This window comes from Agrobacterium sp. T29 (assembly GCF_006970545.1).
GTDB classification, from domain to species: domain Bacteria; phylum Pseudomonadota; class Alphaproteobacteria; order Rhizobiales; family Rhizobiaceae; genus Agrobacterium; species Agrobacterium leguminum.
Map to the genome: position 1 here is coordinate 2,468,191 of NZ_CP040640.1, position 26,132 is coordinate 2,494,322.

At 60.0% G+C, this 26,132-nt stretch carries 26 protein-coding genes; 13 read left to right on the top strand and 13 right to left on the bottom strand.

From position 1 onward, the window contains the following. Positions 1-7: 7 nt before the first annotated feature. Complete coding sequence (locus FGF54_RS12420; protein ID WP_078052371.1) at positions 8-991, bottom strand: NAD(P)H-dependent glycerol-3-phosphate dehydrogenase; 984 nt, start codon at positions 989-991, stop codon at positions 8-10. Further along, positions 991-2,088, bottom strand: coding sequence for a tRNA (adenosine(37)-N6)-threonylcarbamoyltransferase complex transferase subunit TsaD (gene tsaD, locus FGF54_RS12425; RefSeq protein ID WP_078052370.1), 1,098 nt, complete (start codon positions 2,086-2,088; stop codon positions 991-993). Before tsaD ends, FGF54_RS12420 begins: the two co-directional genes overlap by 1 nt. 73 nt (positions 2,089-2,161) lie before the next feature. On the opposite strand from tsaD, the gene hemC reads away from it, so the two are divergent. The 6 genes from hemC to FGF54_RS12455 all read left to right on the top strand — a co-directional run bounded on the left by hemC (position 2,162) and on the right by FGF54_RS12455 (position 8,215). Continuing rightward, entirely contained in the window at positions 2,162-3,091 is a 930-nt protein-coding gene (hemC, locus tag FGF54_RS12430; protein WP_142779829.1) for a hydroxymethylbilane synthase, read from the top strand. A 4-nt stretch (positions 3,092-3,095) separates the two neighbouring features. Continuing rightward, positions 3,096-3,836: a uroporphyrinogen-III synthase gene (locus FGF54_RS12435; protein WP_142779830.1), complete on the top strand. Its 741-nt coding sequence runs from the start codon at positions 3,096-3,098 to the stop codon at positions 3,834-3,836. A 73-nt stretch (positions 3,837-3,909) separates the two neighbouring features. After that, entirely contained in the window at positions 3,910-5,370 is a 1,461-nt protein-coding gene (locus FGF54_RS12440) for a COG4223 family protein (RefSeq protein WP_142779831.1), read from the top strand. Between the two features lie 4 nt (positions 5,371-5,374). Beyond that, positions 5,375-6,991, top strand: a complete 1,617-nt coding sequence (locus FGF54_RS12445; protein ID WP_142779832.1) for a heme biosynthesis protein HemY — start codon at positions 5,375-5,377, stop codon at positions 6,989-6,991. 14 nt (positions 6,992-7,005) lie between these two features. After that, the gene (locus tag FGF54_RS12450; RefSeq protein WP_020813557.1) at positions 7,006-7,494 is read left to right on the top strand and encodes a TerB family tellurite resistance protein; all 489 of its coding nucleotides are present in this window, start codon (positions 7,006-7,008) and stop codon (positions 7,492-7,494) included. Then, on the top strand, positions 7,484-8,215 hold the full coding sequence (locus tag FGF54_RS12455; protein ID WP_003523491.1) for a glutamine amidotransferase: 732 nt from the start codon (positions 7,484-7,486) through the stop codon (positions 8,213-8,215). The genes FGF54_RS12450 and FGF54_RS12455 overlap by 11 nt, the downstream gene beginning before the upstream one ends. 115 nt (positions 8,216-8,330) lie before the next feature. On the opposite strand, the gene FGF54_RS12460 is transcribed toward FGF54_RS12455, so the two are convergent. After that, positions 8,331-9,563 (bottom strand): MFS transporter, encoded by a 1,233-nt coding sequence (locus FGF54_RS12460; protein ID WP_142779833.1) that lies wholly within the window; start codon positions 9,561-9,563, stop codon positions 8,331-8,333. Between the two features lie 246 nt (positions 9,564-9,809). Between FGF54_RS12460 and FGF54_RS27220 the strand changes: the two genes are divergently transcribed. Both FGF54_RS27220 and FGF54_RS27225 read left to right on the top strand, forming a co-directional pair. After that, positions 9,810-10,100, top strand: a complete 291-nt coding sequence (locus FGF54_RS27220) for a YggT family protein (protein WP_168208083.1) — start codon at positions 9,810-9,812, stop codon at positions 10,098-10,100. Next, complete coding sequence (locus FGF54_RS27225; protein WP_168208084.1) at positions 10,097-10,408, top strand: DUF167 domain-containing protein; 312 nt, start codon at positions 10,097-10,099, stop codon at positions 10,406-10,408. The genes FGF54_RS27220 and FGF54_RS27225 overlap by 4 nt, the downstream gene beginning before the upstream one ends. Before the next feature lie 105 nt (positions 10,409-10,513). On the opposite strand, the gene ppa is transcribed toward FGF54_RS27225, so the two are convergent. The 4 genes from ppa to FGF54_RS12485 all read right to left on the bottom strand — a co-directional run bounded on the left by ppa (position 10,514) and on the right by FGF54_RS12485 (position 15,983). Beyond that, positions 10,514-11,047 (bottom strand): inorganic diphosphatase, encoded by a 534-nt coding sequence (gene ppa / locus FGF54_RS12470; protein ID WP_003523485.1) that lies wholly within the window; start codon positions 11,045-11,047, stop codon positions 10,514-10,516. 168 nt (positions 11,048-11,215) lie between these two features. Then, a complete protein-coding gene (locus tag FGF54_RS12475) occupies positions 11,216-11,722 on the bottom strand; it encodes a GNAT family N-acetyltransferase (RefSeq protein WP_003523484.1) in 507 nt (168 codons plus the stop codon). Positions 11,723-11,938: 216 nt separating this feature from the next. Further along, positions 11,939-13,759: a translational GTPase TypA gene (gene typA, locus FGF54_RS12480; protein WP_003523483.1), complete on the bottom strand. Its 1,821-nt coding sequence runs from the start codon at positions 13,757-13,759 to the stop codon at positions 11,939-11,941. Positions 13,760-13,922: 163 nt separating this feature from the next. Next, a complete protein-coding gene (locus FGF54_RS12485) occupies positions 13,923-15,983 on the bottom strand; it encodes a M3 family metallopeptidase (protein WP_142779834.1) in 2,061 nt (686 codons plus the stop codon). A 191-nt stretch (positions 15,984-16,174) separates the two neighbouring features. Between FGF54_RS12485 and FGF54_RS12490 the strand changes: the two genes are divergently transcribed. The 3 genes from FGF54_RS12490 to FGF54_RS12500 are packed head-to-tail and all read left to right on the top strand — an operon-like array spanning position 16,175 to position 18,020. After that, the gene (locus FGF54_RS12490) at positions 16,175-16,402 is read left to right on the top strand and encodes a hypothetical protein (RefSeq protein ID WP_142779835.1); all 228 of its coding nucleotides are present in this window, start codon (positions 16,175-16,177) and stop codon (positions 16,400-16,402) included. Continuing rightward, positions 16,360-16,818 (top strand): MarR family winged helix-turn-helix transcriptional regulator, encoded by a 459-nt coding sequence (locus FGF54_RS12495; RefSeq protein ID WP_020813564.1) that lies wholly within the window; start codon positions 16,360-16,362, stop codon positions 16,816-16,818. Before FGF54_RS12490 ends, FGF54_RS12495 begins: the two co-directional genes overlap by 43 nt. 5 nt (positions 16,819-16,823) lie before the next feature. Continuing rightward, a complete protein-coding gene (locus FGF54_RS12500; RefSeq protein ID WP_210247417.1) occupies positions 16,824-18,020 on the top strand; it encodes a multidrug effflux MFS transporter in 1,197 nt (398 codons plus the stop codon). A 54-nt stretch (positions 18,021-18,074) separates the two neighbouring features. Here the strand turns inward: FGF54_RS12500 and FGF54_RS12505 are convergent, their stop codons facing one another. Then, complete coding sequence (locus FGF54_RS12505) at positions 18,075-19,298, bottom strand: argininosuccinate synthase (protein ID WP_003523477.1); 1,224 nt, start codon at positions 19,296-19,298, stop codon at positions 18,075-18,077. Between the two features lie 314 nt (positions 19,299-19,612). Between FGF54_RS12505 and FGF54_RS12510 the strand changes: the two genes are divergently transcribed. Beyond that, entirely contained in the window at positions 19,613-20,467 is an 855-nt protein-coding gene (locus FGF54_RS12510) for an SDR family NAD(P)-dependent oxidoreductase (RefSeq protein WP_142779837.1), read from the top strand. A 128-nt stretch (positions 20,468-20,595) separates the two neighbouring features. Beyond that, positions 20,596-21,243 (top strand): LysE family translocator, encoded by a 648-nt coding sequence (locus FGF54_RS12515; protein ID WP_142779838.1) that lies wholly within the window; start codon positions 20,596-20,598, stop codon positions 21,241-21,243. Between the two features lie 39 nt (positions 21,244-21,282). Here FGF54_RS12515 and FGF54_RS12520 read toward each other — a convergent pair whose 3' ends face one another. The 5 genes from FGF54_RS12520 to FGF54_RS12540 all read right to left on the bottom strand — a co-directional run bounded on the left by FGF54_RS12520 (position 21,283) and on the right by FGF54_RS12540 (position 26,067). After that, complete coding sequence (locus FGF54_RS12520; RefSeq protein ID WP_142779839.1) at positions 21,283-22,077, bottom strand: ABC transporter ATP-binding protein; 795 nt, start codon at positions 22,075-22,077, stop codon at positions 21,283-21,285. Next, entirely contained in the window at positions 22,074-22,955 is an 882-nt protein-coding gene (locus tag FGF54_RS12525; protein WP_142779840.1) for an ABC transporter permease, read from the bottom strand. The genes FGF54_RS12520 and FGF54_RS12525 overlap by 4 nt, the downstream gene beginning before the upstream one ends. Before the next feature lie 107 nt (positions 22,956-23,062). Beyond that, a complete protein-coding gene (locus FGF54_RS12530) occupies positions 23,063-24,016 on the bottom strand; it encodes an ABC transporter substrate-binding protein (protein ID WP_004443882.1) in 954 nt (317 codons plus the stop codon). A 108-nt stretch (positions 24,017-24,124) separates the two neighbouring features. Then, complete coding sequence (gene rlmN, locus FGF54_RS12535; RefSeq protein WP_142780236.1) at positions 24,125-25,297, bottom strand: 23S rRNA (adenine(2503)-C(2))-methyltransferase RlmN; 1,173 nt, start codon at positions 25,295-25,297, stop codon at positions 24,125-24,127. Between the two features lie 266 nt (positions 25,298-25,563). After that, a complete protein-coding gene (locus FGF54_RS12540) occupies positions 25,564-26,067 on the bottom strand; it encodes an invasion associated locus B family protein (protein WP_003523183.1) in 504 nt (167 codons plus the stop codon). Between the last annotated feature and the right edge of the window lie 65 nt (positions 26,068-26,132).

Sequence of the window (26,132 nt, forward strand, 5' to 3'; positions counted from 1 at the left end):
CCCGCCCTCATTCGGTGGTGATGGGCCGTGTCATCAATTGTTGCATGGCGCTCGCCACATCCAGATTGCCGTCAATGATAGCGGCCACCGCTTCGGTAACCGGCATGTCGACAGCGTGACTTTCCCCGAGCCGGGCGGCGACGGCTGCCGCGAAAGCGCCCTCCACCAGCCCGCCGGACATGTCCTTGCCCTCACCCCGACCGAGCGCGATACCGAAACGCAGGTTTCGCGACTGGTGGCTGGTGGCGGTCAGCACCAGATCGCCAAGGCCCGAGAGGCCGCGCACCGTGTCCGCCTTCCCGCCCATCGCAACGATGAGACGCGACATTTCGGCAAGCCCGCGCGAAATCAACGCCGCCCGGGCGGAATCGCCAAGGCCCGCGCCTTCGACGATGCCGGCGGCAATGGCGAGAACATTCTTCAGCGCCCCGCCAAGCTGCACACCGATGCGGTCGGTCGAGGCATAAAGCCGGAAGGTCTTGCCGGAAATCGTGGTCGCAAGCCGCTCGGCTATCACCGCATCTTCCGCCGCAATCGCCATGGCCGTTGGCAGGCCCCGTGCTATGTCGGCCGCAAAGCCCGGACCGGACAGAACCGCAATCGGATGATGCGGCAGTTCCGCTTCCAGAAGTTCCGTCAGCAGCCGGCCGGAGCTGCGGTCGATACCCTTGGCGCAGGTAACAATGATTGAGTCATTAGCCAGATAAGGACCGTACTGACGGGCCGCATCGGCATGAGCCTGCGAGGGCATGGCGAAGAGGACGATGCCGGCGCCCGCCAGCACATCTGGCTCGGCGGAAAATTCAAGCGCATCTGGCAGATCGACGCCCGGCAGGGCCGCCTCGTGCACGCGGTCGCTCCTGAGGTCGGCCATCAGCGATGGGTCGCGGCCGAGCAGGGTCACGTCATGCCGGTTTTCCAGCGCGATGACCACAGCAAGCGCTGTTCCGAAGGCGCCGGCGCCGATGACGACGATTTTCTCCCGCTGCATCAGGCCTTGGCTCCCCTTTTACCGAAACCTATCAATGTCTCCGCGCTGCCATCCAGCGGCCAGCGCGAGCGCGGCGGGATTTCGAGCGGATCGGGGTCCCGGCCGTCCGCCATGCGCTCCAGCCCCGCCCAGGCGATCATCGCGGCATTATCGGTGCAGAGCCGGTGCGGCGGCGCGACGAAGCGGAAGCCATGGGTATCGCAAAGCGATTGCAGCGTCTGGCGGATTTCCTGATTGGCGGCAACGCCGCCGGCGACGACCAGAGCAGGCTGGTTTTCTGTATGCGGAAATTCCTGGCTGAAACGGGCAAGGCCGCGGCCGATCCGATCCTTGAGCGTGCGCGACACCGCTTTCTGGAACGAGGCGCAGATATCGGCAATATCCTGCTCGGAAAGCGGCGCGATGGCGGTAGCCGCCTGCCGCACCGCCGTCTTCAGGCCGGAAAAGGAAAAATCGAGCCGTGCTTCGCCGACCATGGGACGCGGAAGCGGAAAGCGGTTCGGATCACCCTTCGCCGCCGCCTTCTCGACCGCAGGCCCGCCGGGATAGGGCAGGCCCAGAAGTTTCGCGGTCTTGTCGAAGGCCTCCCCCAGCGCGTCATCGATGGTGGTGCCCCAACGCTCATAATCGCCCACGCCACGCACCAGCACCAGCTGGGTATGGCCGCCGGAGACGAGCAGCATCAGATAGGGAAAAGACAGGCCGTCGGTAAGGCGCGCCGTCAGCGCGTGGCCTTCCAGATGGTTGATGGCGTAAAGCGGCTTGCCGGCCGCCTTGGCGATGGCCTTGCCCGTCATCAAACCCACCAGCAGGCCGCCGATGAGGCCGGGGCCGGAGGTGGCGGCGATGGCGTCGACATCGGCAAGGGTTACGCCCGCCTGCTCCAGTGCTTCTTCCACCAGCGTGTCCAGCGCCTCGACATGGGCGCGCGCGGCAATTTCCGGTACTACGCCGCCATAGGCGCTGTGTTCCTCAAGCTGCGACAAAACGACGTCGGAGACGATCTCGCCATGGCCGTCCGCATGCCGAACCACAATGGATGCGGCGGTTTCGTCACAGCTTGTCTCTATGCCGAGGATACGAAGAAAGGGGGTCATCAAATCTGTTCGTTCATTGCGATCATGCGCTGAGTTGGTCTAAGACAACTCCGGTAACAATGGATAGACGCGGATGCAAACAAAACCTTTCCGAATCGGCACGCGCGGCAGCCCGCTGGCGCTCGCGCAGGCTTACGAGACGCGCAACCGGCTGATGGCGGCGCATGGCCTGCCGGAAGAAATGTTCGAAATCGTCGTGCTGTCCACCAAGGGCGACCGGATAACCGACCGCGCTTTGTCGGAAATCGGCGGCAAGGGCCTCTTCACAGAGGAGCTGGAAAGCCAGCTTCTGTCCGGCGAACTCGATATGGCCGTGCACTCCTCCAAGGACATGCCGACGGTTCTGCCCGAAGGCCTTTATCTGTCCGCTTTCCTGCCGCGTGAGGATATACGCGACGCCTTCATCGGCCGCACCGCACCGAAGCTGCTGGAGCTGCCGCAAGGCGCCGTGGTCGGTTCCGCATCCCTGCGCCGCCAGGCGCTGATCCGCCGCCTGCGGCCGGATCTGAGCGTCATCATTTTTCGCGGTCAGGTCGAGACTCGCCTGCGCAAGCTGGAAGAAGGTCAGGCGGATGCGACGCTTCTCGCCTTTGCCGGCCTGAAGAGACTTGGTAAGGACAATGTGCCGACGGAAATTCTCGACCCGAAGGAATTCCCTCCTGCTCCGGCCCAGGGCGCAATCGGCGTGGAAAGCCGCATCGGCGATACGCGCATGGACGAACTGCTCGCTCCCATAAACGACGGGCCCACTCATGATGCCGTGACCTGCGAGCGCGCCTTTCTGGCAGCACTCGATGGTTCCTGTCGCACGCCGATTGCCGGCTACGCCACCTGCGATGGCGAGGAATTGCATTTTTCCGGCCTGATCCTCACCCCCGATGGCCAGACGAGCCACGGCATCGAAGCCTCCGGCAACCGCCGCGATGCGGCAAAGCTCGGCCGGCAGGCCGGCGAAGACGTGCGCACCAAGGCGGGCAGCAATTTCTTCGAAGGCTGGAGCTGAGCCGATGCGGATCGTCGTCACCCGGCCGCAACGTTCGGGCGAAAGGACGGCCGCAAAGCTTGAAGCGCTTGGCCATGCGCCGGTGCTTCTTCCGCTGTTTTATCCCGCCCATCATGGGGAACGCGCCGTCTCGGCGCTATCCGCCCCGCTGGCGGCCATCGCGGTGACCAGCGCCGAGGCGCTACGAGCACTGGAAACATCACCGGACGGGCTGGCTCCCTATCTGTCAAAACCGCTTTTCGCCGTCGGCGGAGCAACGGCGGAAGCGGCGGAAAAAACCGGCTTCGAACAGATTTTCACCGCCTCCGGCGACGCCGTGAGTCTGACCGCGCTGGTGGCTGAGCACCAGACTCTATTTTCCGAAGAAGAACCCCTGCTCTATCTCGCCGGCAGGCCCCGTGGCGCCGTCTTCGAGGAAGGCCTTGCCGCCGCCGGCATTCCCTTCAGAACGGTGGATTGTTACGAGATGCTGCCCTCCGACATTTCTGAGACGATGCTAGAGACGGCGCTTGTCGAAAGCGTTGCCGATGTGGTCCTGCTCTATTCATCGGAAGCGGCGCGGGCCTTTTTCCATCATGTATCGACGGAAAAATACGTGGCAGCGCTGGCAACGACACAATTCATCTGCATCAGCCGCAACGTATTTTCTCTCGTTCCGGAAATCTTCCGCGCAAACGCCAAGGCCGCCGAAGAACCGAGCGAGGCGGCGATGTTTGAACTTCTACGCCATAACTCTGGAACCTAATTCGAGCTCGCCTCTTTCCTTTGCCGCCGTCACTGACTAGGTTTAGATTACTGCAGGCAGAAATGAGGTTGTCATGGTATCGGGAAAGCCGCCACGCCACTCCAAGTCCAAAGCCGAACCGGTCACCATCGACCTGGACGCCAAAGACGTGAAAGCAATTTCCGCCGACGTGGACGCTGCCAAGACGGACGAAAAGCCCGGTGACAAAACACCTGAGGCCACCGCAGAGCCCGGAGTTTCGGACACAAAGCCCGAAGCAGCCGCAACGGGCAACCCCGCGCCCATCTGGGACCAGCCCAAGAAAACCCCTATCGAGCCCGAACCCAATGTCGGCAAAGCGGAATCCGTAGCCACGGCACCGAAGGCTGAGAGCGCCGCAGACAAACAGCCCGCAGACAGGCAGAAAGATCCCGTCTCGCCGACCCCTGTTCCGCCCAGAACCGAGACAAAACCGTCGACGGGCACCACTGACACGAGCGCGGCTGCAGCAGCTGCTACGAAGCCGGCCTTCGGCTCCACAGCGTCCTCCAGCGCATCCAGCGGCGCCACCGCTGCAAAACCAGCGACGGCAACCTCCTCCTCAGGACCGGCAAAGCCCTCCACACCACAGCAGGCGGAACGCAAGCAGGCGGCAACCTCCGGCCTGATCGCGGCAGGTATCGTCGGCGGCCTTGTGGCGCTCGCCGCCGCAGGCAGCATGCAATATGCCGGGATCCTGCCCTCCTTCAATGCAGGCAGGGCGGGAAGCGAGGAAATCGCCGCACTGAAAACCGATCTGGGCAGCTTGCGGCAGCAGCTTGCCAATGCGCCAGCCGCCGACACCTCAGCGCTGGAACAGCGCATCGCAACCCTCGAAGGCGCAAAGGGTGAGACCCCGCAGGTGGATGGGCTGTCGGAAAAAATCGCCGCGCTGGAATCCACCCTCCAGTCGGAGCGATCCGCGCAGGCATCGGCGACGGCGGAACTGACACGCCGTCTTGCGGATGCGGAAGCCAAGATCAACGAGCCGCGCGACGATATCGAAGTCGCCCGCGCCATCGCTTCCGCCGCGCTGAAGGCCGCGATTGATCGCGGTGGGCCGTTCCTGACGGAACTCGACACGCTGTCCAAGGTAACGCCCGACGATCCGGCCATCGCATCGCTGCAATCCTTCGCCGCAACCGGTGTGCCGTCACGCTCAGAGCTGATGCAGAAATTCCCTGACGTCGCCAATGCGATGCTTTCCGCCATCAACCAGCCTGACCCCAATCAGGGCATTATGGAACGCCTGACCGAAAGCGCCTTTTCACTGGTGAAGGTGCGCCCTGTCGGAAATATCGAGGGCGAGACCCCAGAAGCCCAGATCGCGCGCATGGAAAACAAGCTGCGCAACGGCGATCTGCAGGGCGCGGCGCTTGAATGGAACGGGCTTCCCGATGCCGCCAAGACGGCATCCGCCGATTACAAGAAATCGCTGGATGCGCGCATCGAGGTCGAGAATCTGGTTGGCGGCACGTTGAACCGCGCCATCACCAGCACCGGCAGGCAGGGGTAAGGGCATGACCAGAATTCTGACTTTCGCCGTTATCGTTCTGGCTCTCGGCTTCGGTTTCTCCTGGCTGGCCGACAGGCCGGGTGTGCTCTCCATCGTCTGGCAGGGCCAGCTGATCGAAATGAGCTTGATGGTCGCCGCCTCCATCATCGCGGCGCTGGTCGCCGCCGTCATGCTGGTCTGGTGGATCGTCAATGCCATCTGGACCTCGCCCAATGCCGCCCGTCGTTATTTCCGCGCCCGCAAGCGCGACCGGGGTTATCAGGCGCTCTCCACCGGCCTCATCGCTGCCGGGGCCGGCAATGCGATCCTCGCCCGCAAGATGACGGCCCGCACTCAAGGGTTGCTCAGCGCCGATCAGGAGCCGCTGATTCATCTGCTCGATGCGCAGGCTGACCTGATTGAAGGCAAATATGACGAGGCGCGGCGCAAATTCGAAGCCATGGCCCGCGATCCCGAAACCCGCGAGCTTGGCCTTCGCGGCCTTTATATCGAGGCCCGCCGTCAGGGCGCCTATGAAGCCGCCCAGCAATATGCCGAGGATGCAGCGGAAAAAGCCCCCTATCTGCCCTGGGCCGCGCAGGCGACGCTGGAAAACCGCTGCCGCAACGGACAGTGGGACGATGCCATCCGCCTGCTCGACCAGCAGAAGGCCGCCGGCGTTATCGAACGCGGTGAGGCGGAACGTCTGAAAGCCGTGCTTCTTACTGCCAAGGCCGGCGAAAAGCTGGAAAGCGATCCGGTTGGCGCGCGCGAGGATGCCAAGCACGCTCTCAAGCTTGCCAAGAGCCTGGTTCCGGCAGCGCTGATCGCGGCCAAATCCTATCTCCGGGAAGACAATCTGCGCAAGGCAGCCACGGTTTTGGAGCCCGTCTGGAAGAACGATCCGCACCCGCAGATCGCCGAACTTTATGTCCGCGCACGCAGCGGCGATACCGCCATCGACCGGCTGAAACGGGCTGAGCGGCTTGAGAGCCTGAAGCCCAACAACATCGAATCCCTGTTCGCCGTGGCGCAGGCAGCGCTCGACGCCAAGGAATTCGCCAAGGCGCGGGCCAAGGCCGAAGCCGCCGCCCGGATCGAACCGCGCGAGAGCATCTTCCTGCTGATGGCCGATATCGAGGAGGCCGAAACCGGCGATCAGGGCCGTGTGCGCTACTGGATGGCGCAGGCGCTGCGCGCACCGCGCGACCCCGCCTGGGTGGCCGACGGCGTCGTTTCGGAAAAATGGCTGCCGGTTTCGCCGGTCACCGGCCGTCTCGATGCTTTCGAATGGAAAGCGCCTTTCGGCCAGCTCGAAGCGCCCGTCGAAGATCTGACAATCGAAAACGCGATTGCCGCAGCGCCCGCACGGGCCGAACCGGCCGCGAAAACGATCATTGTCGAAGCCGCACCGGAGACACGCGCCGAACCGAAACCCGCCCCGGCCGCACCGATCGAGGTCAAGCCGGCCGTATCGGTCCCGCAGGAGAAAAAGCCGGTCACAATCGAAGCGCCAGTGGAAACCGATGCCACGGATGAAAAGGCGGAAGCCGTGCCGTTTTTCGGCGGCGCGCCGGATGATCCGGGCGTCAAGAAACCCGGCGTGGAAGCCGAACCCAAGACCCGGCTCAAACTCTTCTGACGAACAGGATATCGATGTTCCAGCAAATACAGTCGTTTATTCAGAACCTCGTCGGCCCGCATGGGGATGATTTCAGTCCGGACGATCTGAGGGTGGCGGTGGCCGCCCTCTGTTTCCAGGTCATGGAAGCGGATGGCACCGTCTCGAAAAGCGAGCGCGACCGCCTGCGCGAAATACTGCAGGACTATTACCATCTCGATGCCGGAAAGCTGGACGCGCTTCTCGCCGCCGGCCAGGAGGCCGGTAAGGAAGCCGTCGATTATTACCGCTTCACCACCGATATACGCCGCCATCTCGATGAAGATCAGCGCGTGGAGCTTATTGGCATATTATGGGATATTGTTTACGCTGACGGCGAACGAAGCGAAATGGAAGACCATGTAATCTGGCGAGTCGCCGACCTGCTTGGTGTATCCGTGCGCGACAGGGTTCTGCAACGTCAGCAGGCCGCCACGAGGTCCGGGCCCGCTGAAGAAAGCGAAAACGAAGACGATGCTGTTTGACCCTTCCAGGCAACAGAGAAAACAACCATCGCTGCTCATCGTCCTGCATCAGGAACGTTCCACGCCCGGCCGCGTCGGCCAGATGCTGGTGGAAAAAGGGTATCGTCTGGATATAAGGCGCCCTGCACTCGGCGATGACCTGCCGCAAACGCTGGAGAAACACGCGGGCGCAATCATTTTCGGCGGGCCGATGAGCGCCAACGATTCTCATGACTACGTCAAAGCCGAAATCGACTGGCTGAAGGTGCCGCTGAAGGAAAACAAACCCTTTCTCGGCATCTGTCTCGGCGCGCAGATGCTGTCCAAACATCTCGGCGGCAAGGTGGAGGCCGACAGGGAGGGCAAGGTGGAGATCGGCTGGTATCCGCTTCATGCCACCGAACATGGGCGGCTTCTGATGCCGCATTGGCCGAAGATGGTCTATCATTTCCACAAGGAAGGGTTCGAGCTGCCCCGCGGAGCCGAACTTCTGGCCTCGGGCGAGACCTATCCCAATCAGGCCTACCGCTATGGAAAAAACGCCTGGGGCCTGCAGTTTCACGCCGAACTGACCCGCGCCATGATGCATAGCTGGGTGGTGCGCGGCGCGCAGCGCTTCGGCATGCCCAATGCGCAGGTGGGCAGCCAGCATCTGGAAGGCCGCATGCTGTTCGACACGCCGCTCAGGGCATGGCTCGGCAATTTCCTCGATCTAGTTTTTGAGGGCAAGGCGCAGCGCTAGAGCATTTCCAGTAAAAGTGCGCAGCGGTTTTACGTCCGGAAAGTGCTTAAAAACAAAAGGTTAGATCGTTTTTGCGATTCGAAGAAAAGCCAAAACGATCTAAGACCCATCGCCATCAGTGCGGCGCATCCAGATTGTCGATTCTGCGCAGCTTGGAGAAACCGAGCGCCCAGATAACCGCCACAGCAAGCGTGCCCGCCCCGCCGATGACAACGGCCGGTACGGCCCCGACGACATGCGCCATGGTGCCGGCGCGGAATTCCCCCAGCTCGTTCGATGCGCCGACGAACACCATGTTCACGGCATTCACGCGCCCGCGCACCTCATCCGGCGTCCATAGCGCAATCAAGGTCTCGCGCACATAAACCGACACCATGTCGGATGCGCCCATGACCACCAGCGCGGCGATGGACACCCATGCGGTTTGCGAAAGCCCGAAGACCACGGTGGAGATGCTGAAGAGGCCGACGCCGGTAAACATCAGCAGGCCGGCGTGGTGACGAATGGGCTTGAACGCCAGAATGACCGCAACGGTGATGGCCCCGATGCCGGGTGCTGCCCGCAGAAGCCCGAGACCCCATGGCCCGAGCGTCAGCACTTCCTTGGCAAAAATCGGCATCAGCGCAACGGCGCCGCCCAGCAACACCGCGAAAAGATCGAGCGAGATCGCACCGAGAACGATTTTTTCCTGCGCGATGAATTTGAACCCGGCGAGCATGGTTTCGAGGCTGATGGCTTTTGCCGGGCCGCGTTGTTCCGGCTTGCGGATCGTCACCGCAAGCGTGGCCGATACGATGAAGAGCACGAATGCCACACTATAGGCGACGGAAGCACCGAGGCCATAAAGCAGGCCGCCGGCGACGGGACCGAGAATGGACGCCATCTGCCAGGAAGAGGAATTCCAGGCGATGGCGTTCGGCAAATCCTCTACCGGCACGAGATTGGGCGCCAGCGACTGGACCGCCGGTCCCATGAAGGCGCGCTCTATGCCGAAGACGACAAGAATGGCGAAGACCGGCCAGGGGGAAAAGCTGTGCGTCAGCGTAAGACCCAGAAGAGCGGCAGCGCACAGCGCCGCAATCAGCAGGCATATGGCCATGATGCGCCGACGATTGTGCCGGTCGGCGACCGTTCCGGTGACGAGGATCAGAAGCAGAGACGGCAGAAACTGGAAAAGACCGATCAGGCCGAGATAAAAGGCGTTGCCGGTCACCTCATACATCTGCCAGCCGACCGAGACGCTGACGATCTGGATGGCGAAGGCCGAAAAAAAACGGGCGCTGAAAAAGCGGCGATAGGAACTATGCCGGAATGCACCGAAACGGTTTTCGGCGGAAGGGAGGGACATCGGCTGGGTGCTCGCGAGACAATATGAGAGCTTTGCAATAGAGCGATATCACAGGAATCGCCAGCCCTCACTGACGGGATGACGAAAAGTGTGAGCGGTTTTCGTCTGAAATCCCACTGCAAAGCCACGAGCCAGATTGTGATGATCGCCGGTCGATCAGATCAAAGATCACTACGATCTGGCGCAACACTTGCCGGTTCACGGTTCAATGTCTAAATGTCTTGCAACCAAGATACGGAGATATTGATGCTTGCCCTGTTTCAGACCATCGATCTGGCCTTGAACCTCTATACGTGGGTGCTGATCGCCAGCGCTATTTTTTCCTGGCTTTACGCCTTCAACGTCATCAATTCCCGCAACCAGTTCGTGAACGCCATCGGCAGCTTTCTGTTCAATGTCACGGAACCGGTTCTGCGCCCCATCCGCCGCATTCTGCCCAATCTCGGCGGCATCGACATTTCGCCGATCATCGTGCTCCTGCTCATCTTCTTCATCCGCTCCTTCATGTGGAACACGCTTTACCCGATGGTCGCTTGAGCGCCTGCTGGCAGAAGCATAGCGACCATGTCCGCCTGACCGTCCGCCTCACACCGAATGGCGGGCGGGACGCCATCGAGGGCGTGGAAAAGGATGCGGAGGGAAACGCGCATCTGAAGGCCCGCGTCAGCGCCGTGCCGGAAGGCGGCAAGGCCAACAGAGCCCTGATTGTTTTGCTGGCGAAAAAACTCGGCCTGCCGAAATCCTCCATCAGCTTCGTTTCAGGCGAAACGGCGCGTAAAAAAATCCTCCGGATCGACACCGACCCGGAGGATTTCGAAGAGCTATTCAAAAAGCTCGAAAACTAAAGCGCATCGCGTCTAATCTGATTCCCGCGACGCGCTTTAAATCTTTGTTTTTAAGCATGTCTTGGTCCGAAAACCGCTGCACACTTTTGGGAGACATGCTTTAGATCAGCCCTGCGCCTTGTAGCGCTCGATGGCTTCGACGATCAGCTTCTTGGCGACGTCGACATCCTGCCAGCCGCCCATCTTCACCCACTTGCCGGGCTCCAGATCCTTGTAGTGCTCGAAGAAGTGCTCGATCTGCTTCAGCGTGATTTCCGGCAGGTCGGTGTAATTGTGGACCTTGTCGTAACGGCGCGTCAGCTTCGGAACCGGCACGGCGAGGATCTTCTCGTCCTTGCCGCCGTCATCTTCCATGATCATCACGCCGATGGGGCGGACATTGATGACGCAGCCCGGAACCAGCGGACGGGTGTTGCAGATGAGAACGTCGATCGGGTCGCCATCGTCAGACAGGGTGTGCGGTACGAAACCATAGTTACCCGGATAGGTCATCGGCGTGTAGAGGAAGCGATCGACGATCAGCGCACCGGCATCCTTGTCCATCTCGTACTTGATCGGGTGTCCACCGACCGGCACTTCAACGATGACATTCACGTCATCCGGCGGATTCTTGCCTACGGAAATTGCATCGATACGCATTCGCTTCCCTCATTCGACGGGTTGGATTTGGTTTTCGATACTGGGAAAGTCGCCGCATTGCAACATGGCTTTGGGCGGATAAGGCAGAATGCGGGATTTGAGGCTATCGCAATTGCGCATGGCCGGCCGCGAGAATGAACCCGGGGCCAAATCACCCGGCATTGTTTGTCAGTTCCAGACGAAACCGACCTTGCGAAGCGACTTGCCGTCGAAATCTTCCATGCCTTCGGCGATATCGCGACCACCATGAGAGCGGAAAAAGCGGTTGGCCACATCGCTGTCTTCAAGGCACCAGACAACGATGCCGTTGCAGCCAAGCGAGGTCAGCAGTCTGCGCGCTTCCGTAAACAGCAGCGAGCCTAGCCCGATGCCCTGATATTCCGGCCGGAGATAAAGTTCGTATATCTCGCCGTCCTGCGGCAGCCCGCGTGCCCGGCTGAGGCCCAGTGTCGCATATCCGGCGACCACACCGGCCACCTCCACCACCAGCATGGTTGCGGAGCCTTTGGTTGCCTTTTTCCACCAGACTTCTCCACGACGCTCGAGCATCTGCGTCAACGGCCGATGCGGGATAAGCCCGGCATAGGCCTGTTGCCACGACAGACGGTGCGCCTCGGAAATGGCGCGCGCATCATGCGGTTCAGCACGGCGAACATCGATGGATAACGTTTTCATAACGCGATTCTGGCCCCGGCCACGGAAACTTACCAGTCATAAAGGTTAACGCCGGCAAGCTTACCCACAGCCTATTCATGTGGACGACCCATAAAAATTAACGCATCCTTAACCTTTGGCACAAGCACCTTTCGACTCATGCACACATAAAAACGAACGCATAAAAAAACCCGGCTCAAGGCCGGGTTCTTTCAAATTCATAACGACAAGCCGCATTCAGACAGCGAGCTTGGCCTTTTCAAAACGCTTGCGATCGTTGGCGTCCAGGAACATCTTGCGCAGACGGATGGACTTCGGCGTCACTTCCATCAGCTCATCGTCCTGAATCCAGGAAAGCGCGCGATCGAGCGTCATGCGGATCGGCGGCGTCAGCTTCACGGCTTCATCCTTGCCGGCAGCGCGGATGTTGGTCAGCTGCTTGCCCTTCAGCACGTTCACTTCGAGATCGTTATCGCGAGAGTGAATACCGATGATCATGCCGGCATAGACCTTCTCACCCGGCTCGATGATCATCGGGCCGCGATCTTCCAGGTTGAACATGGCATAAGCAACAGCTTCGCCCGAACCGTTCGACAAGAGAACGCCGTTCACGCGACCGGCAATCTGCCCCTTGAAGGGCTGATAGTCGTGGAACAGACGGTTCATGATCGCCGTACCGCGGGTGTCGGTCAAAAGCTCCGACTGGTAACCGATCAGGCCACGGGTCGGCGCATAGAACTTCAGACGAACGCGATTGCCGCCGGAAGGACGAAGCTCGGCCATTTCAGCCTTGCGCTCGGACATCTTCTGGACGACGACGCCGGAATGTTCTTCATCAACGTCGATCACGACTTCTTCGATCGGCTCCAGCAGGGTGCCGTTCTCATCCTTATGCATGACGACGCGCGGACGCGAAACGGCAAGCTCGAAGCCTTCGCGACGCATGGTTTCGATCAGAACCGCCAGCTGCAATTCGCCACGGCCGGAAACGAAGAACGAATCCTTGCCTTCGGCTTCTTCGATCTTCAGCGCAACGTTGCCTTCGGCTTCCTTGAACAGACGGTCACGGATAACGCGGCTCGTGACCTTGTCGCCTTCGGTGCCAGCCAGCGGGCTGTCGTTGACGATGAACGACATGGTAACGGTCGGCGGGTCGATCGGCTGGGCGGTCATCGCCTCGGTGACAGAGGGGTCACAGAAGGTGTCCGCAACAGTTCCCTTGGAGAGGCCTGCAATGGCGACGATGTCGCCCGCATGGGCTTCTTCGATCGACGTGCGCTCGATGCCGCGGAATGCGAGGATCTTGGAGATACGGCCGTTTTCAATAACCTTGCCGTCCTGGCCGAGAACCTTCACCGCCTGGTTCGGCTTGATGGAGCCAGAAGCGATGCGGCCGGTGATGATGCGGCCGAGGAAGTTGTTGGCTTCAAGGATGGTGCCGATCAGGCGGAACGGACCTTCTTCAACCTTGGGCTCCGGAACATGTTCGAGAACCAGATCGAGCAGCGGCGCAAGACCCTGATCCTTCGGGCCTTCCGGGTTGACGTTCATCCAGCCGTCACGGCCGGAACCGTAGAGGATCGGGAAGTCGAGCTGCTCATCGGTGGCGTCGAGGTTTGCGAAAAGGTCGAAGACTTCGTTGATGACTTCTTCGTGGCGGCCATCCGGACGGTCGATCTTGTTGATCGCGACGATCGGGCGAAGACCGACCTTCAGCGCCTTGCTGACCACGAACTTGGTCTGCGGCATCGGGCCTTCCGAGCTATCGACCAGAACGATAGCACCGTCCACCATCGACAGGATACGCTCGACTTCACCGCCGAAGTCGGCGTGGCCGGGGGTGTCGACGATGTTGATGCGGACACCCTTCCACTCCACCGAGGTCGCCTTGGCGAGAATGGTGATGCCACGTTCCTTTTCGAGATCGTTGCTATCCATCACGCGCTCGGCGACACGCTGGTTGTCGCGGAACGAGCCGGACTGCTTCAGAAGCTCGTCCACGAGCGTCGTTTTTCCATGGTCAACGTGCGCGATGATCGCGATGTTGCGAAGTGCCATTGTTCAAAATCTCTGAGGTTGGGCGCTATATTGATGAGAAACGCCAATTTAGTTTGGCGCGCTCATAACCTTTTTTTTGCAAATGCGAAAGGGGGGGCCTTGTCATAAGCCCCCTGCACTCAGGTTCTAGCTCAGAAATATGACAGTCTTTTATACCGGAGCCTTATACCAGACCACGCTTCAAAAGCATGGCGTCCGGGCTTGGCATCTTGCCGCGAAAAGCAAGATAGGCCTCTTCCGGATCGATGGAACCGCCGACGGAATAGATATTGTCTTTCAACTTGCGCGCCATCTCGCCATCGAAGGGGTTGCCCGTTTCCTCGAAGGCCGAAAAGGCATCGGCGTCCAGCACTTCCGACCACATGTAGGAATAATAGCCGGCCGAATATCCATCGCCGGAGAAAACGTGCTGGAAATGCGGGGTCGCATGCCGCATGACGATAGACTTCGGCATGTTCAGGGTGGAGAGCACCTCACCCTGCACAACCATCGGATCGCTCACGTTTTCCCGCGTGTGGAACGCCATGTCGACAATCGCCGACGAGGTGAATTCCACCGTGCTGAAACCGGCATTGAAGGTCTGCGCGGCCAGAACCTTATCCAGCAGCGCCTTCGGCATCGGCGCACCTGTGTCATAATGCAGGGCGTATTTTTCCAGGATTTCCGGCACCGTCAGCCAATGTTCGTAAAGCTGCGACGGCAATTCGACGAAATCGCGCGAGACGCCCGTTCCGGAAACGGAGGGGTAAGTGACATTTGACAACATGCCATGCAGCGCGTGGCCGAATTCGTGAAACAGCGTGCGCGCATCGTCGAGCGAAAGCAGCGCCGGTTTGCCTTCGGCCGGTTTGGCGAAATTGCAGACATTGTAGATGATCGGAATTTCTCCGACCGTGCCGTTCTTCAAGGGCAGCTTGTGCTGCGACTGGAAGGAGCTCATCCACGCGCCGGAGCGCTTGGAGGGGCGGGCGAAATAATCGCCGAGGAACATGGCCTTCAGACCGCCCTTTTCGTCGCGGATTTCGAAAACCCGCACATCCGGGTGATAGGCGGCGACGCCTTTGACTTCGACCGCCCGAATCCCAAACAGCCGCCCGGCCACATCGAAGCAGGCCTCAATGATCTTTTCGAGCTGCAGATAGGGCTTCAATTCGGCCTCGGAGAAGCTGAATTTCCGTGCCCGCAGCTTTTCGGCATAATGCCGCCAGTCCCAGGGCAGCACTTCGTGATTCCTGCCCTCCTCGGCGATGATGGCGACCAGCTCGGCCTCTTCCTCGCCCGCACGGCGCACGGCCTTTTCCCAGACCTGCCCCAGAAGTCCGTTCACGGCATCGGGCGTCTTCGCCATCGTGTCATCAAGCTTGTAGGCGGCGAAATTCGTGTAACCGAGAAGCTTTGACTTTTCCTCGCGCAGTTCGAGCGTGCGGTGGACGATCTCGCGATTGTCTGTCTCGCCGCCATTCTCGCCGCGCGCCACCCAGGCCCTGAAGGCCTGCTCGCGCAGATCGCGGCGTTCGGAAAAGGTCAGAAAAGGCTCGATGATTGAACGGGAAAGGGTGACGGCAAATTTGCCGTCCTCGCCATGCTCACGGGCCGCACCCGCCATCGCGTCGCGAAGAAAACCGGGAACGCCGGCAAGTTCCTCTTCCGTGGAAAGCAGAAGCTTCCAGTTCTTTTCATCCGCCAGCACATTCTGCCCGAATCTCGCGCCGAGACCGGCAAGCTCCTCATTGATCGCCGCCAGCCGTTCCTGCCGGTCCTTCGGCAGCTTGGCGCCGGAGCGCACGAAACCCTTCCAGTGCCGCTCGAGAACGCGGCTCTCCTCACCCGTCAGCCCAAGCGTTCCGCGCTTTTCCCACAATGTATCGATGCGCTTGAACAGCGCTTCGTTCATGCCGATCTTCGAATAGTGCCGCGACAGTTTCGGCGCGATCTCCCGCTCCAGCGCCTGGATTACACTATTGGTATTAGCGCCTGCCCTGTTCCAGAACAGCGCCGAAATGCGCGAAAGATCGTCTCCGGCGATTTCGAGCGCGGTCACGGTGTTTTCGAAGCTCGGGGCCTCAGCATTGCCGGCAATCGCATCGATTTCCTGTTCGTGAGACAGAAGGGCGGCATCGAAGGCCGGAGCGAAATCCTCATCCCTGACCGCATCGAATTTCGGCAGACCATTGTGGCCGTTCCAGTCAACGAGTGCGGGATAAAGCGCGGTCTTGGATGGCATTTCATCTTCCTTGTACAATTCCGGTTTAAGCCCATATGGGCACGCCTCCACCGGCAATTCAATGCCGGACTTTGGTGTAAGGAAGATTGGTTGCGACCTGATTTTTGCTTTTGCCCCGACTGCCGGCGCAGACGCCGGATACCGATGGCAGGTGACCTGTGTAAGGGACTTGACCGACGATATGGACCGGCATGGCAGATGAAATAAAACGCGGGATGTCCGATCTTCTTTGCTTTGGCGTAACAATCTTCGATTATGTTGCCGACCGTAACGCAATCGAACTGACACATACTTTACTCGATTTTCAACAATATGATTTATGCGCCATTGATTATCGCCGGGATTTTAGTAAGGCTGACTTACGAAAAGGCGAAGCATGGGCACTAAACGCGAAAAAGACTCATTGGCATTTTTACTGAACAGCGGCGCACGCCTGCTGAACAGTGCGTTTGAGCGCCGAATTTCTGAAGCCGGACTGGGCCTGACGCCCGGCGAAGCGCGCGCATTGCTGACGGTTGCCGTCGTTGATGGCAGCAAACAGTCGGATATCGCCGCCCGGCTCGGCATCGAGCCGATGACGATCTGCGCCTATCTCGACAAGCTGCAATCTCTCGATCTCATCGAACGCCAGCAGGACCCGCAGGACAGGCGCTCCAAGCGCATCGTGCTGACAAAAAACTCCACCGACATGCTGGAAGCCGTGCGCCAGGAAATCGATGAACTCGTCCGTCACGCCACGCAGGGCCTGAACGAAGAAGAAGTCGCGCTTTTCCGCAGCTTCCTGCAGACCCTTCGCAACAATCTCCAGCCGGAACAGCCGGGGCAGAGCTGCTGATCGCAATGTCGCCAGAAACGATCATGTCCAGAAAGCGCACGGCCATACTCGGTGCGTTGCTGACGGCGCTGGCGCCGATTTCCATGGCGATCTACACACCGGCCATGCCGGAACTGACGCGGGTTTTCTCCACCACGGAATCCGCCGTCAAACTCAGCCTCTCGCTTTATTTCGCCGGTTTCGCCATCGCCCAACTGCTCGCCGGCCCGGCATCCGACGCCTTCGGTCGGCGAAAGGCGAGCCTCGTTTTCCTCTCCATCTTTCTGGGCGGTGGACTGCTGGCGATCTTTGCCCCAACAATTGAAGTGCTGCTCTTCGCCCGGCTTGTTCAGGGCATTGGCGCCTCCGTCGGCATGACGGTGGCGCGCGCCATCGTGCGCGATCAATTCACGGGCGCCGAAGCCTCCAGCATCATGAACCTCATTGGCATCATACTGGCCGTTGGCCCCGCCATGGGCCCGACCATCGGCGGGCTTTCGCTTGCGGCTTTCGGGTGGCAATCGGTATTTTTCCTCATGGCCGGCCTCGGGGCCATCGCCATCTTCTCCGTCGTGGTCTTCCTGCGCGAGACGACGAGCCCGGACAAGAACCTGATCCGCCCGCACCGCCTCCTGTCGGCCTATGGGACATTGCTCACCGAGCCGCGTTTTCTTCTGGCCGCACTGGTGCTCGGCGGTTCCATCGGCGCGCTTTATGCTCAGGCGACCATGCTGACCTTCATCCTCATCAATAAGGTCGGCATGACACCCACCGCCTTCGGCATCGGCATGCTGATGCAGACGGGCGCTTATTTCTTCGGCTCCATCGCCCTGCGTTATATCGCGCCGCGGCTGGGTGACCGCCGTTCGGTCGTCCTCGGCCTCTGTTTTTCGGGAACAGGCGGTCTCCTTATCCTGCTGTCGGTGTTCCTGATACCGCCATCCTTTCTTTCGATCATGGGACCCGTGGCGGTCGCAACAGTCGGCATCGCCTTATTGACGCCATCCATGGTGACGGCGGCCCTCGCCCCATTCCCACATATTGCCGGCTCGGCATCGGCGATGATGGGGTTCATTCAGATGGGGTCTGGTTTTGCGGGCGGCGCCGCAGCCTCGCTTATCGGTTCGCCGTTGACCGGCTTCGGCATCATCATCCCCGTGATGGAATTCACCGCAATCGCCAGCTATATCGGCTTCCGCATCGTCTCCAGACGAGAGACATGAAAAAACCCGCCGGCGTCGCCGCCAGCGGGTTCCATCATTTCCATTCCAGCAGAATTACTTGCTGATATTGCGCTTTGCGAGCGTGCGAAGACGCAGCGCGTTGAGCTTGATGAAGCCTGCCGCATCCTTCTGGTCATAAGCGCCGTGGTCGTCCTCGAAGGTCACCAGCGCGTCGGAATAGAGCGACTTGGCGCTCTCGCGGCCGGTTACCATGACATTGCCCTTGTAGAGCTTCAGCGTCACTTCGCCTTCCACATGTTCCTGGCTCTTGTCGATCAGGGCCTGCAGCATTTCGCGCTCTGGCGAGAACCAGAAGCCGTAATAGATAAGCTCGGCGTAGCGCGGCATCAGCTCGTCCTTGAGGTGGGCTGCACCCCGGTCAAGCGTGATGGATTCGATGGCGCGGTGCGCGGCAAGCAGGATGGTGCCGCCGGGCGTCTCGTAAACGCCGCGCGACTTCATGCCGACGAAGCGGTTCTCGACCAGATCGAGACGGCCGATGCCGTTTTCGCGGCCATAGTTGTTCAGCGTCGCAAGAAGCGTCGCAGGCGACATTTCAACGCCGTTGATGGAGCAGGCATCGCCCTTGCGGAAACCGACCTTGATAACGGTTGCCTTATCGGGCGCGGCTTCCGGGGAAATGGTGCGCATATGCACATATTCCGGTGCTTCCTGTGCCGGGTCTTCCAGAACCTTGCCCTCGGACGAGGAATGCAGCAGGTTGGCGTCGACCGAGAAAGGCGCCTCGCCCTTCTTGTCCTTGGCAACCGGAATCTGGTGCTGTTCGGCGAAGTTCAAGAGGTCGGTACGGCTCTTGAACGTCCAGTCGCGCCAGGGAGCGATGATCTTGATATCCGGGTTCAGCGCATAGGCCGAAAGCTCGAAACGGACCTGGTCGTTGCCCTTGCCGGTGGCGCCATGGGCGATGGCGTCGGCGCCGGTCTTCTTGGCGATTTCGATCAGGTGCTTGGAAATCAGCGGACGGGCAATGGAGGTACCGAGCAGATAGACGCCTTCATAAACGGCGTTGGCACGGAACATCGGGAACACGAAATCACGCACGAACTCTTCGCGGACGTCCTCGATGAAGATTTCCTTGATGCCCAGCATCTCGGCCTTCTTGCGCGCCGGCTCAAGTTCTTCGCCCTGGCCGAGATCGGCGGTGAAGGTCACGACCTCCGCGCCGAGTTCCGTCTGAAGCCATTTCAGGATGATCGAGGTGTCGAGGCCGCCGGAATAGGCGAGAACGACTTTCTTAACGTCTTTCGGAAGTGCCATAGTGATGTCCATCTGCATGATGACGGCATTGGGACACCGCCATTTCCTTGGGATTTCGGCACTTTTACAGTGCAACCCGAAATGTGTGAAGCGCTTTTCCGTGAGATAAGCGACAAAACAATTGATGGGCGGGTACGACAGCGGGCGATGACCGGTCGCATCGATGGGAACGAAGCAATTGTCACATGCATTATGAAAATTCGCGCTTTATCATAAGCGGCGCGATCGACTTGAAGACCGTGAATGAAGCCACTCAGGTTCAGGCAACGTTGCAAACCGCTGGAAACAGCCGAAACGACGCGAAGGAGAAACCTATGACGACCATCCACCCTGCATTCAAGGAAGATAATGTCGCTGTCATCACCGGTGCGGCATCCGGCATCGGACTTGCCGCCGCCCGCAAATTCGCCGGTTTCGGCATGAGTGTCGTGCTCGTCGATCTCGACGGCGACAGGCTTGCCGCAGCCCATGCGGATATTCTGGCCGTCGCCAAGGACGGCGAAGCGCAGATCGTCGCCATCCCGACCGACATATCCAAACTCGATGAACTGGAGGCGCTGGAGCGCGCCGTGATCCAGCGTTTCGGACGCGTTCACGTTCTGATGAACAATGCCGGCATCCAGCCCGGCAGCGCCATTTTCGGCCCGCAGGCCAATTGGGAAAAAATCATCAACGTCAATCTGATGGGCGTCGTGAACGGCAGCCGTGTTTTCGGCCAGAGCATGATCGCCCATGGCGAGCCGGCGCTCATCATCAATACCGGCTCGAAACAGGGCATCACCACGCCTCCCGGCGATCCCGCCTACAATGTCTCGAAATCGGGCGTCAAAACCTTCACGGAAGCGCTTCAACACGAGTTGCGCAATGTTCCAAATGGTAGAGTTTCCGCCCATCTCCTCATCCCCGGCTTCGTCTTCACAGGCCTTACAGCCCATGGCAGAACGGAAAAGCCAGAAGGCGCATGGACCGGCGAACAGACCGTCGACTTCATGGTCGAAAGCATCGGCCGGGGCGATTTCTACATTCTCTGCCCGGATGGCGAGGTGGACCGCCCGACGGATGAAAAGCGCATTCTCTGGGCGGCCTATGACATCGTCCAGAACCGCCCTCCGCTGTCGCGCTGGCACACGGAATATTCCGCCGCCTTCACCAGCTTCCTGAAAAACTGAATGTTCCGGGCCGCCGCGATGTAACCGTTGCGGCGGCTTTTCGCGCCGATGCATTGGCGCTCAAAAACATTGGCAGAAGCGCGAAATCGCGTTAAGCACGGCAACCTCCAGATTTTACGGGTGCCGCGATGGATTTCGTTCCAGGCCTGCCAACATTGATCGCCTTCACCATCGCCATTCTGCTTCTGGCGGTGACGCCGGGGCCTGACATGACGCTGTGGATCAGCCGCTCGCTGCGCGAGGGCCGGACGGCGGGTTTCATGACGCTTCTGGGAACCAATATCGGCATTACCGTGCACACGATGCTCGTCGCCTTCGGCGTCGCCGCCCTTATCGTCGCCTCGCCGACCGCCTTCATGATCCTGAAGACCGGCGGAGCCGCCTATCTGGTCTGGCTCGCCATTCAGGCGATCCGCAAGGGCTCGGATTTCGTGATGGTGAAAAGCACCGGCGAAAAAGCGCAATCCTCCCTGAAATCGGCGCTGTTGAACGGCATCTGGGTGAACCTGCTGAACCCGAAGATCATCATCTTTTTCATGACCTTCCTGCCGCAATTCGTCAGCGCATCCGACCCGCACGTGACCGGCAAGCTGATCTTTCTCGGCATCTGGTCGATCATCGTCGCGCTGCCGATCGGCATCGGCATCGTGGTCGCCGCAGATGTTCTCTCAGCCTGGCTGCAACGCAACCGGAAAATTCTACGCGGACTGGATTATACGATCGCCGGCGTCTTTTCGCTTTTTGCCGTCAAGATTTTCTTCACGCAGGCGCGCTGACGGCAAACAAAAAAGGCGCCTTACGGCGCCTTTTTACAATCAACCGATCAGCAACTCATCATCGTCGAGCTTCTGGCCGCGTATCTTGCGGAACATGTCGATCAGGTCCTCGACCTCGAGATCCTTGCGGCTATCGCCGGAGACGTCGAGCACGATCTCACCGGCATGCAGCATGATCGTGCGGGTGCCATAATCCAATGCCTGACGCATGGAATGGGTGACCATCAGCGTCGTCAGCTTGCGCTCCGACACGACCTTGCGGGTCAGCTCCATCACGAATTCGGCCATGCCGGGATCGAGTGCTGCCGTATGTTCATCGAGCAGCAGCACATCCGAGCCGGACAGCGTCGCCATGACAAGCGAGACCGCCTGCCTCTGCCCACCGGACAGAAGATCCATACGGTCCTTCAGACGATTTTCCAGCCCGAGATTGAGCGAAGCGATACGCTCCTTGAAAAAATCCCGACGGCCGCGCCCAAGCGCCGGCAGAAGGCCGCGACGCTCGCCGCGCGACGCCGCCAGCGCCAGATTTTCCTCGATGGTGAGCGCGCCGCAGCTACCCGCCAGCGGGTCCTGAAACACGCGCGCCACCCGTCCCGCCCGGCTGGCGGTCGGTTTGCGGGTAACATCGGCGCCGCCGATCATCACCTTGCCCGCCGTCGGCAGGACATCGCCCGCCAGAACGCCGAGCAGCGTCGATTTGCCGGCGCCATTGGAGCCGATGACGGTGACGAAGGAGCCATCGTCGATGGTGAGATCGATCTTGGAGAGCGCCTGCTTCTGCAGCGGCGTGCCGCGCCCGAAGATGACCTGGATATCGGAAAGGGAAATCACGATGTTGCTCCCCCGCGGCGCAGTCGGGGCAGGATCAATGCGATGGCCACCAGTACCGCCGTTACAAAATTGAGATCGGACGCCTTGAGACCCAACACATCACTCGACAGAGCAAGCTGGATGGCGAGACGATAGGCGATGGAGCCGAAGACACAGCCGATCAGCGCGATCAGGATGCCGCGCGCGCCAAACAGGGTTTCACCGATGATGACGGCCGCAAGCCCGACAACGATGGTGCCGACACCGGAAGTCACATCCGCAAAACCATTGGTCTGGGCAAACAGCGCACCACCAAGAGCCACAAGCGCATTTGAAAGCGCCATGCCAAGATAGATCTGGCTACCGGTCTTGACGCCCTGCGCCCGCGCCATCCGCGCATTGGCACCCGTCGCGCGCATGGCAAGACCCGCATCGCTTTCAAGGAAACGCCAGACGAGAATGACCGCAATCAGCACCAAAACGCCGACGAAGAGCGGCCGCACCAGATATTCAGAAAGACCGAGGCCGTAAAACGGCGATATCATCGTGTCCTGATTGAGCAGCGCGACATTCGGCTTTCCCATCACGCGCAGGTTGACCGAAAACAGTGCGATCATCGTCAGGATCGAGGCAAGCAGGTTCAGAATCTTGAAACGCACATTGAGTGTGGCGGTCACGATGCCGGCAGCCGCACCGGCCACCATCGCAATCGCCGTCGCGACCCAGGCATTCAGACCGGCGATGATCAGCACGGCAGCCACGGCAGCGCCAAGCGGAAACGAACCGTCCACGGTCAGGTCAGGAAAATCAAGCACCCGGAAAGCGAGGTAAACGCCGATCGCCACGAAAGCGAAGACCAGTCCCAGCTCCACGGCACCCCAGAAGGCGATTTGGCTCACGGTAATGTCCTTGTTATTGCCGCCATCGGGCGGATACGGGCACCGTCTCGTGCCACGTAAAACGGGCGGCGAGTTTGCCGCCGCCCGTTATTCAGTCAGGTTTCGGTTCAGTCGATGACCTTGGTGGCGCGCTTCGTAACGCTTTCGGGGAAGGTGACGCCTGCTTTTTCAGCGGCCTTCTTGTTGATCACGAGATCGGTGCCAACAGCAACGGTTGCCGGAATATCGCCCGGCTTTTCACCCTTGAGGATGCGGACAACGACGGCACCGGTCTGCTTGCCAACGTCGAAATAGTTGAAGCCGAGGGCAGCAACCGCACCGCGAGCAACGGAATCCGTATCGGCGGCATAAAGCGGGATCTTGGCTTCAGACGCAACGCCGGCAGCCGCCTCGAACGCCGAAACGATGGTGTTGTCAGTCGGAACGTAGATCACGTCGGCCTTGCCGACCAGCGCACGGGTCGCACCCTGCACCTCAGCCGACTTGGTGGCGACGGATTCAACGACCTTGAGACCCGCCTTCTCGGCCTCGGTCTTCAAGAGAGCGAGTGTCGAAACGGAGTTTGCCTCGGCCGAATTGTAGATGAAGCCGATGGACTTGGCGTTCGGCGAGATTTCCTTGATGAGCGCCAGATGTTCGCCGACCGGCAACATGTCGGAAAGGCCGGTGACGTTACGGCCCGGCTTCTGCATATCCTTGACGAGCTGTGCGCCGACCGGATCGGAAACCGCCGTGAAGACAACCGGAATGTCGCGCGTGGCGGCAACGACGGCCTGGGCGGACGGCGTGGAGATCGGCACGATGACAGCAGGTGCCTCGCCAACGAACTGGCGCGCGATCTGTGCTGCGGTGCCGGGATTGCCCTGCGCGGATTCGTAAAGGAACTTGAGGTTCTCACCTTCCTTGTACCCCGCTTCGGCAAGGGCAGCCTTCACGCCATCGCGGGCGGCATCGAGTGCCGGATGTTCGACGATGGCGGTCACGGCAACGGTGACGGTTTCAGCCTTCGCCGGCAGAACAATGGCGCTCGCAGCGGCGAGAGCCAGAATGAATGCGCGCATGGATATCCTCCTGTTGGTTCCCTGTTTTCGTCTTCTTAGGAACAAGACAGGCCGAAATCAATCGGAGAACCGCCGGAAACCCAGCTTTATGAGGCAAAACCGGCTTATTCAGTCGTCTGCGCCGTGGTTGGCGATCATCATCGCCTCGAAAGCCAGCCTTTCGGTCTTGCGCATGCGCTCGGATTCCGACTTCAGCTGGCCACAGGCCGCCAGGATATCGCGGCCGCGCGGCGTGCGGATCGGCGAGGCATAACCTGCCTGATTGATGAAATCGGCGAACTTCTCGATCTGCGCCCAGTCCGAGCACTGGTAATTCGTGCCCGGCCACGGGTTGAACGGAATGAGGTTGATCTTGGCCGGAACCCCCTTCAGAAGCTGCACCAGCATCTTGGCGTCTTCCAGACTGTCATTGACGTCCTTGAGCATCACATATTCGAAGGTGATGCGCCGGGCGTTGGAGAGGCCCGGATATCTGCGGCAGGCTTCGATCAGTTCCTTCAACGGATATTTCTTGTTGATGGGCACCAGCATGTCGCGCAACTCGTCACGCACCGCATGCAGCGAAATCGCCAGCATGACGCCGATCTCATCGCCGGTGCGGAAGATTTCCGGCACCACACCCGAGGTGGAGAGCGTGACGCGTCGCTTGGAGAGCGACAGGCCATCGCCATCGGTGGCAATCAGAAGCGCGGTCTTCACATGCTCGAAATTATAGAGCGGCTCGCCCATGCCCATCATCACGATGTTGGAGACCTTGCGGCCTTCACTCGGCACATAAGCGCCAACCGGCGTCGAACCATCGGGAAAATCACCGAGCCGATCACGGGCCAGCAGAAGCTGAGAGAGAATTTCCTCAGCCGTCAGGTTACGCACAAGGCGCTGGGTGCCGGTGTGACAGAAGGAACAGGTCAGCGAACAGCCCACCTGGCTCGAAATGCACAGCGTGCCGCGACCCTCTTCGGGAATATAAACCGTCTCGATTTCGACCGGACGTCCCGCACCGCGCGGCGGGAACCGCATCAGCCATTTGCGGGTACCGTCATTGGATATCTGCTCCTCGACGATTTCCGGGCGGGCGATGGTGAAGGCCGCCTTCAGCTTCTCGCGAAGCTCCTTGGCGACGTTGGTCATATTGTCGAAATCGGAGACGCCGCGCACATAAAGCCAGTTCCACAACTGGCTGACGCGCATCTTCACCTGCTTCTGCGGCACGCCGATTTCGGCCAGCGCCTCACCCATGTCCTCACGGGTCAGGCCGATCAGCGACGGCTTGCCGGACATCAGATCGCTATTGGCGATCAGCGGGGTTTTGACTGCCAGGCCGGCAGGGGCTTGCATTACGGACATCACGCTATCCCACCATTCCATGCATCGCACGACCAGCCTGTCGGATAGGCGGAAAATCGTCTGCATGTCGAGAAAATCAAAGGCGGAGCACTTTTCGCGCATCCGCCTGTCAATGTTGCCGCGCCTTTAGCATCAAACAAGCAAAAACGCAAATGGCCGGTCAATGACCGGCCATCGTTGAATGCGAAAAAGCGTCAGGGTTACTTGCAGCTCTCGATCTGCTTGAGAGCCGCCGAAATACCCGACAGCGAATAGGAATAGGAGGTCGCGGTGCCACGGCCGGAAACTGCCTTGACGGTCATCGACTTGCCGCCCTTCATGGCGGCGACGAGTGCCGGTTCTTCAGCGGCGTTTTCAACCCAGGCGGCCTTGTCCTTGGTGAACATGACGAAGTTCTTGTTGTCGATCGTCACATTGACCTTGGAGCCCTGCTTCAGCGGATAACCCACCATGGCCTGCGGCTCATAGGAAATGTTCTGGCCCGGACGCTGCGAGACGATGAAGAAGATATCACCGTGATCGACGCTTGCCGGTTCCTTGGCGGTCGGAATGGAAAGAACGTAGCAGACGGTGCTGTTGCCCGATTTGTACGAATAGGCACCCCATGCATTGAACTGCTGGATGCGCGTGGGCGACTGTGCAGATGCTACGCCGACGCTGGTCAGCAAAATGGCCGCTGCGGTTGCTACACTTCTTACAAACATAGAATTTCCTGCCGGGTTATTGTCTTCCATTGGCCCGAAGCATCGGCGAGCCCAGTTTCTGGATC